The following is a 9,136-nucleotide window of genomic DNA, read 5'->3' on the forward strand; positions in this document are numbered from 1 at the left end:
AGTCATGAGCGGTAGGGAAATCAGCCCCGCGGACCGCGTAGATCTCCGAGAAGGCGATGGCCCCATGACGAATGAGGAAAAGCTCCAGTACCTGCTGCGCCGCGTGACCGCGGATCTGCGGGAGAGCCGTCGCCGGGTGGCCGATCTCGAGGCACGCACGCCCGAGCCGGTGGCGATCGTGGGTGTGGGTTGTCGTTTCCCCGGCGGTGTCGCCTCCGCGTCGGATCTGTGGGATCTGGTAGCCCAGGGCCGGGACGCGGTTTCCGAATTCCCCGGCGACCGCGGCTGGGACGTGGCGGGTCTGTTCGATCCGGATCCGGCAGCGGTGGGCAAGTCGTACGTGCGCGAAGGCGGCTTCGTCGATGCGGCTGCCGAATTCGACGCCGGATTCTTCGGGATCAGTCCGCGCGAGGCCGCGGCCATGGATCCACAGCAGCGGCTGTTGCTCGAAACATGCTGGGAAGCACTCGAAGACGCGCGAATCACGCCGACGTCACTGCGTGGCAGCGATACCGGTGTCTTCGTCGGCGTGGTCGGGTCCGGGTACGGGGTGGGCGTGCAGGTCGGTGACGGTGTCGAGGGGCACCTGATGACCGGGACGGCGTCCAGTGTGGTGTCGGGGCGTGTGTCGTATGTGCTCGGCCTGGAAGGACCGGCGGTGTCGGTGGATACGGCGTGCTCGTCGTCGTTGGTTGCGCTGCATCAGGCGGTGGCCGCACTACGTTCGGATGAGTGCTCGCTGGCCTTGGCCGGTGGTGTGACCGTCATGGCCACACCGGCCGCGTTCGTGGAGTTCTCCCGGCAGCGGGGCCTGGCACCGGATGGGCGATGCAAGCCGTTCGCGGAGTCCGCTGACGGCACGGGATGGTCCGAGGGCGCGGGAGTGCTGGTGCTGGAGCGTCTTTCGGAGGCTCGGCGCAACGGGCATCCGGTGTTGGCGGTAATTCGCGGCAGTGCGGTGAATCAGGATGGTGCGTCGAATGGGTTGACGGCGCCGAATGGTCCGTCGCAACAGCGGGTGATCCGCCGTGCGTTGGCGAACGCCGGAGTGTCGGCCGCCGAAGTCGATGTGGTGGAAGCGCACGGGACCGGAACGACCTTGGGTGACCCGATCGAGGCGCAAGCTCTCTTGGCCACCTATGGGCAGGGCCGGGAATCGGGTGACCCGTTGTGGTTGGGTTCGATCAAGTCGAATATCGGTCACACGCAAGCCGCGGCGGGTGTGGCCGGGGTGATCAAGATGGTGGAGGCACTGCGGCGGGGCGTGCTGCCGCCGACACTGCATGTGGATGCACCATCGTCGCGGGTCGATTGGGACAGCGGGCGGGTGGAACTCCTTGTCGAGCAACGGGAATGGCATGTCGGGGACCGTCCGCGCCGGGCTGCCGTTTCGTCGTTCGGAGTGAGCGGCACCAACGCGCACGTGATCTTGGAGCAGGCCCCTACGGCGGGCTCGGCGATCCCCGGCCCCGCCGATTCCGGAGGTTCCGGTGGCGGCGAGCTCTCGGTGGTGCCATGGGTGCTGTCGGCGCGGAGTCACGAGGCTTTGGCGGCGCAGGCGGCACGGTTGTCGGAGTGGACCTGGCAAAGCTCGGATTCGACGCCCGCGGATGTGGGGTGGTCGCTGGTGAGGACGCGGTCGCGGTTCGCGCACCGTGCGGTGGTGTTGGGAGCCGACCGCGCGCAATTGCTGTCGGGTCTGCGGGCATTGGCGGCGGGGACTCCGTCAGAACGAGTAGTGCACGGCGTGGTGGGCGCGCCGGGCAAGACTGCTCTGGTGTTTCCGGGCCAGGGGGCGCAGTGGCTCGGCATGGGGCAGGGTGTGTATGCGGCGTACCCGGTGTTCGCGACCGCCTTCGATGAGGTTGTCGCACGGTTGGACGTGGAGCTTGATCGTTCGGTGCGAGACGTCATCTGGGGTTCGGATGCGGGGGCGTTGGATGCCACGGTGTTTGCGCAGGCGGGGTTGTTCGCGGTCGGTGTCGCGCTATTTCGACTGCTCGAATCCTGGGACGTGCGACCGGATTTCGTGAGTGGTCATTCAGTGGGTGAGGTGGCGGCGGCGCATGTGGCTGATGTCCTGTCGTTGGACGATGCAGCGTCTTTGGTGGTGGCGCGGGGCCGGTTGATGCAGGCGTTGCCTACGGGTGGGGCGATGGCCGTGGTCGCGGCCACCGAGGCGGAGGTGCTGCCGTTGCTGACCGATCAGGTGGCGGTTGCGGCGGTGAACGGGCCTCGCTCGGTGGTGGTATCCGGCGTCCGGGATGCGGTGTCCGCCATAGTGGATCACTTCGCGCTGGCGGGGAGACGGGTGAGCTGGTTGCGGGTGTCGCACGCGTTCCATTCGCCGCTGATGGAGCCGATGCTGGCGAAGTTCGCCGACGTCGTCGGTGGTTTGTCATTCGGCGACCCGGCCATTCCGGTTGTTTCGAATGTGACTGGTGCGGTGGCGGGTTCGGAGCTGCTGTCACCGGAGTATTGGGTGCGGCACGTGCGGGAGACGGTGCGCTTCGCCGATGGAGTACGTGCGCTGCGGGAGGCGGGCGCGACCAGATACGTAATAGTTGGTCCCGATGGAGGCTTGACCAGCTTTATCGAGCAGTGTGCCGATCATGCGGATGTTGTGGTGGTGCCAGCCCTGCGCAAGGACCGTGTGGAGGCCTTCGCGCCACTGGCCGCGACGGCACGGCTGTTCGTGTCCGGTGACACTGTCGACTGGGACGCCGTATTCGCGGGAACGGCACCGCGCCAAGTGGCCCTGCCGACATATGCCTTCCAGCGGCAGCGGTACTGGCTGGTCCCGAAGGCCCGACCGGTGGACGCGGGGCCCTCGGCCGCCGACCAACTGCATACCGTGCGGTGGATCGAGATACCGGCGCCCACGGACCCGGCGTCGAGGTCGTTCATCGAGTGGACCGAAATCGAATCCGCGACCGAGGAACTCGGCTCGGGCGTGCTGCCGCCGCTGGTCGTGCTCGACTGCCGACGTGGCGAAGCGGCCGATGTCCTCGCCGCCACGCACGTCACGACGCACCGGGTACTGGCTGTGCTACAGGCATTTTCGAGCGAAGAGCGATTCGCGTCGAGCACGTTGCTGGTCCTGACGTGCGGCGCGGCGGATGCCGCTGATGAGAATGTCACGGATCTGGCCGGATCGGCGGTCTGGGGTTTGGTGCGGTCGGCGCAATCGGAGGATCCCGGTCGGATCGTGCTCGCCGACATAGATGAATCAACGGGCCGCGCTGATCTGACGGACATCGTCTCGGCGGTATCGGAATGCGGGGAGTCCCAGGTGGTCCGGCGCAAAGGTGCGCTGTATGCGGCCCGGCTGGTCCGAGCAGACGACCGCGATAGGGAGCCGGAGGCGGTCACGCTTGCCGGAGGGACGGTGTTGATCACCGGTGGCACAGGTGGTTTGGGCGCGGTGGTGGCTCGGCATTTGGTGGTCGAGTGTGGTGTCGAGTCGCTGATGCTGGTGAGTCGTCGGGGGATGGCTGCGGTGGGGACGGAGGAATTGGTCGGGGAGCTGACCGGGCTGGGGGCTCGGGTGGAGGTTGTGGCCTGTGATGTGTCGGATCGCGATGCGGTAGCAGGCTTGTTGACCGAGGTTCCTGCTGAGTCGCCGTTGGTGGGTGTGGTGCATGCGGCGGCTGTGCTCGATGACGGTGTGATCGGGTCGTTGACGCCGGAGCGGATGGACGTGGCGCTGGCCGCGAAGGCAGACGCGGCGTGGTATCTGCACGAGCTGACCCGGGATCTGGATCTGGCGATGTTCGTGATGTTCTCCTCGGTGGCCGGAGTGTTGGGCGCGCCGGGCCAAGGCAACTATGCGGCGGCGAATGCCTTCCTGGACGGCTTGGCCGCGCTCCGTCGGACACATGACTTGGTTGCCACATCCATTGCGTGGGGCCTTTGGTCGTCGAGGATCGGAATGACCGGGCGTCTGGGTGATTCCGATACCGCGCGGATGACTCGTGGCGGTGTGCTGGGATTGTCGATCGGGCAGGGACTGTCGTTGTTCGACGCCGCCCTGAACCAGCCCCGGGCCGCAGTGGTTGCTGCCCGATTCGATCCGGCGGCCCTGACCGCGCGGGCGGGAACAGTCGCGCCGCTACTGCGCGAGTTGGTACCCGAATCGGTACGGACGAACAACACTGAAACAGGCAGTCCTGAATCGGCATGGCGGGCACGGTTTGCCAGGTTGGCCGAGCCCGAACAATTGCGGGTGCTGCTCGAGCTGGTACGGAGCGAGGTCGCAGCGGTCCTGGGCCACACGGGGGCCGATGCGGTGGCAGCAGATCGCAACTTCCAGGAGTTGGGTTTCGATTCGCTCACCGCCGTGGATGCTCGCAACCGGCTCAAAACCGTGACCGGACTCGCACTTCCCACGACTCTCGTCTTCGACTACCCGACCGCCGCGGCCGTCGCAGCCTATCTGAACCGTCAGCTGACCGGACGGCCTGCGGAGGTGACGACGGCGCCGATGGTCGCGGTCTCCACCGAGCCGGTGGCCATCGTGGGGATCGGGTGTCGCTTCCCCGGCGGTGTGACCTCGCCTGATGAACTGTGGCACCTGGTGGCAGAGGGACGGGACGCGGTCTCCGGGTTCCCGGCCGATCGGGGTTGGGATGTGGCAGGACTGTTCGATCCGGATCCGGCGGCGGCCGGCAAGTCGTATGTCCGGGAGGGCGGCTTCCTGCCCGACGCCGGCGAATTCGATGCGGCGTTCTTCGGGATCAGCCCCCGCGAAGCCGTGGCCATGGATCCGCAACAGCGATTGCTTCTCGAAACATGCTGGGAAGCAATCGAACACGCGGGCATCGAACCGGGGTCCCTGCGCGGCAGTAACACCGGCGTATTCGTCGGGGTGTCGGTCCAGGGCTACGGCAATGTGTGGGCAGGCACGGGCAGCGAGACCGGTGCCGAGGGCTACTTGTTGACGGGCACCGCGTCGAGTGTGGTGTCGGGGCGGGTGTCGTATGCGCTCGGCCTGGAAGGGCCCGCGGTGTCGGTGGACACGGCATGCTCGTCGAGTCTGGTTGCCCTGCACCAGGCCATGGCGGCGCTGCGCTCGGGTGAATGCACGCTGGCATTGGCCGGTGGGGTCACCGTGATGGCCACGCCGGAGCCCTTTGTCGAATTCTCCCGCCAGCGTGGCTTGGCCCCGGACGGCCGGTGCAAGCCGTTCGCGGAGGCAGCGGACGGCACCGGATGGTCGGAGGGTGTCGGCGTGCTGGTGGTGGAGCGGCTTTCGGATGCGCGGCGTCTCGGGCATCCGGTGTTGGCGGTGGTTCGGGGCAGCGCGGTGAATCAGGATGGTGCGTCGAATGGTTTGACCGCGCCGAATGGTCCGTCGCAGCAGCGCGTCATCCGTCAGGCCCTCGCGAATGCTGGTGTCGGTGCCGCCGATGTGGATGTGGTCGAGGCACACGGGACAGGGACTCGGTTGGGTGATCCGATCGAGGCCCAGGCGCTGTCGGCGACCTATGGGCGGGACCGTCCGGACGATCGGCCACTGTGGCTGGGATCGATCAAGTCGAATATCGGTCATACGCAGGCCGCGGCCGGCATGGCCGGGATCATCAAGATGGTGCAGGCCATGCGGCACGGCATAGCGCCCGAGACCTTGCATGTGGACGCACCGACACCGCATGTGGACTGGCGCGCGGGCGGGCTCGCGCTGCTGACCGAGCAGCGGCCGTGGCCCGATACCGGGCGACCGCGCCGGGCCGCCGTGTCGTCGTTCGGGATCTCCGGCACCAACGCTCATGTCGTACTGGAACAAGCATCGGTCGATCCGGCGACTCATATTCCGGGCACCATCGAGAAGGACCACCCCGGCGATGAAGCGCACCCATTGCCTGTGGTGCCGTGGGTGGTGTCCGGGCGGAGCCGAGAGGCATTGGTAGCGCAGGCAAAACGGCTGTCTGCCTATCTGCTGGCGTGCCCTGAGCTGGGTTCGGTCGATGTGGGGTGGTCGCTGGCGACGACGCGGTCGCGGTTCGAGCATCGTGCGGTGGTGGTCGGTGTCGATCAGTCGGAATTGCTATCCGGGTTGGCGGAACTGGCCGAAGGCAGGTCGTCGACAGGGGTGGCGCTGGGCGCAGTGGATACCGTGGGGAAGACGGCGCTGGTGTTTCCGGGGCAGGGTGCGCAGTGGCTGGGTATGGGTCGGGGTTTGTATGCGGCGTATCCGGTGTTTGCTGCGGCGTTCGATGAGGTTGTTGGTCGGTTGGATGAACAGTTGGGGTGTTCGTTGACCGAGATTGTTTGGGGATCTGACGAAGAGCTGCTGAGTCGGACGGTGTTTGCGCAGGCGGGTTTGTTTGCGGTTGAGGTGGCGTTGTTCGGGTTGTTGGAGTCGTGGGGGGTTCGGCCGGATTTTGTGGTTGGTCATTCGGTTGGTGAGGTGGCGGCTGCGTATGTGGCTGGTGTGTTGTCGTTGGGGGATGCGGTGGTGTTGGTGGTGGCGCGTGGTCGGTTGATGGAGGGGTTGCCGTCGGGTGGGGTGATGTGTGCGGTGGCGGCGTCGGAGGCGCAGGTGCGTGCGCTGTTGATCGATGGGGTGGCTGTTGCGGCGGTGAACGGTCCGGGTTCGGTGGTGTTGTCCGGTGCTCGGGATGCGGTGTCCGCGGTCGTGGATGGGTTGCAGGGCATGGGGTGTCGGGTGAGTTGGTTGCGGGTGTCGCATGCGTTTCATTCGGCGTTGATGGAGCCGATGCTGGCGGAGTTCGCTGAGGTGGTGGCGGGTCTCGAGTTCCATGAGCCCACGATTGGGGTGGTGTCGAATGTGACTGGTGGGTTGGCTGGTTCGGAGTTGGTGTCGCCGCAGTACTGGGTCCGGCATGTTCGCGAAACGGTGCGCTTCGCCGACGGAATCCGGGCGCTCGAGGCAGCTGGGGCGAGCCGGTTCGTGGTGGCGGGTCCAGACGGTGGACTGACGAGCTTGATAGAGCAGTGCCTGGAGTCCGCGGAGTTCGTGGTCCCAGCCTTGCGCAAGGACCGCACTGAAGCATCGACGGTACTGATGGCGGCAGCATGCGTGGACGTCGTCGACGCGTCGGGTGCACGGTGGCCGGCGGTCTTCGAAGGCTGCACGCCACGGCGGGTGCCGTTGCCCACCTATGCCTTTCAACGGCGCCACTTCTGGCTGGAGCGGGCGGCGGGCTCCGGATCCGACCTGTCGGCCGCCGAGGACGCCATCGACAGCGAGTTCTGGCGTGCCGTCGACGACGCCGACACCGATGTGCTCGGCATCGACCCGGATCGCCGCTTCGGAGAGGTCCTGCCACTGCTGTCGTCCTGGCGCTCGCGGCGCCGAAGCCGGTCGGTGATCGGCTCCTGGCGTTACCGGATCGAATGGGCCCGACTCGCGGAGCGCCCGATCCAGCAGTCGGTCACGTGGCTTGTCGTCGTCTCGGCCGGTGCTGCGCTCGACGGAGATCCGGTTGGGGCGCTTCAGGAGTCGGGCGTCGACGTGCGAAGGATAGAGATCGATGCCGACCGGATGACGCGGCACGAGGTCACCGACCTGCTCCGTCGCGAACATGCGGCGAGCGAATTATCCGGTGTCGTATCGTTCGCCGCGTTGGATGATCGGCCCAGTACCCGGGCTACCGCCTTGACCCGAGGCGTACTGGGGAATCTTCTTCTCCTACAGGCTGCGAGCGATGTGGGTGTCGGTGTCCCGCTATGGTGTGTGACCAGCGGCGCGGTCGCGGTCGGTCCCGCCGAGCGGGTCGACAGCACACGCCAAGCGCCGATGTGGGGCATCGGCCAGGTGGCAGGTCTGGAGCTCCCGGACCGGTGGGGCGGCATGATCGACCTGCCCGCCCAATGGGATTCCGCGCTCCTGCGCCGACTGCCGGGCTTGCTGTCACGCGATGATGGCGAAGATCAGATCGCGCTGCGCCCGTCGGGCAGCTACGGTCGGCGGATGATGCGGGCGCCGCTGCCCGAATCAGGTCTGAACCGATCGTGGACGCCACGGGGAACGGTCCTGGTTACCGGCGGCACCGGCGGTATCGGCGCGCATCTCGCCCGGTGGCTGGTGCGGGGCGGTGCAGCGCATGTCGTGCTGCTGAGCCGACGCGGCCCGCGCGCTCCCGGTGCCGGTGAGCTGGCGGCGGAGCTGACGTCGCTCGGCGGCCGTGTCACGATCCTGGCCTGCGATGTGACCGATCGCGACGAGGTGGCCACGGCACTGACGGCAATCGATGACGGCGACATCCCCTTGACCGCCGTGATCCATGCGGCCGGAGTGGAATCGCAGTGTCGGATCACCGACACCGATCCGGCCGCGCTCGCCGCTGTCGCTGCCCCCAAGATCGCAGGCGCCCAGCACCTCGACGACCTGCTCGGCGAGCGTCCGCTCGATGCCTTCGTGCTGTTCTCCTCCGGCGCCGCGACGTGGGGCAACAGCGGCGGCGCCGGGTACGCCGCGGGCAACGCGTTCCTGAACGGTCTCGCCGAAAACCGGCGTGCCCGCGGACTGGTCGCCACGGCACTGGCCTGGGGCGGCTGGGCGGGCGGCGGGATGGCCGAGACCACCGGCGCGGCCGATTATCTCGAACGCAGGGGCGTGCGGTTGATGGACCCGGATACCGCTCTGCGGGCACTGAGTCAGGCGGTCGGCAACAACGAAACCGTGCTCACCATCGCCGACATGGATTGGACGTTGTTCACCGGGCCCTACACGATGCTGCGCCATCGGCCGCTCATCGCGGACCTCCCCGACGTGCGGGCGGTCTTGCGGAACGAACAGGACGACACCGCGGCCACGGCGGAGTCGGAAGCCGTGTTGCGGCAGCGGCTGACCGGCTTGCCCGCGGCCGAACAACAACGTCTGCTGCTCGACCTGGTGCGCGACCAGGTTGCGATGGTTCTGGGCCACACCGCATCCGATGTGGTCGCACCCGACCGCAATTTCAAGGACCTCGGATTCGATTCGCTGACCGCCGTCGATGCTCGCAACCGATTGAGGTTCGCGACCGGGCTGGCACTTCCGGCGACCCTGATCTTCGACCATCCCACCTCCCGGGCCGTTGCCGCACACCTCCATCGCCAACTAGGCGTCGGCGAGACCGATGCCGCGGAGAAGCGAGTGCTGCGTGCGGTGGACGAGCTGGAAGCCGTG

At 67.3% G+C, this 9,136-nt stretch carries 1 pseudogene; it reads left to right on the top strand.

The window, feature by feature from the left end:
* Positions 1–64: 64 nt before the first annotated feature.
* A pseudogene (locus tag ABZ293_RS31190) lies at positions 65–9,058 on the top strand (type I polyketide synthase); the annotation flags it as partial.
* Positions 9,059–9,136: the final 78 nt, after the last annotated feature.

It is taken from the genome of Nocardia sp. NPDC005998, assembly GCF_040614395.1.
Classification (GTDB): Bacteria; Actinomycetota; Actinomycetes; order Mycobacteriales; family Mycobacteriaceae; genus Nocardia.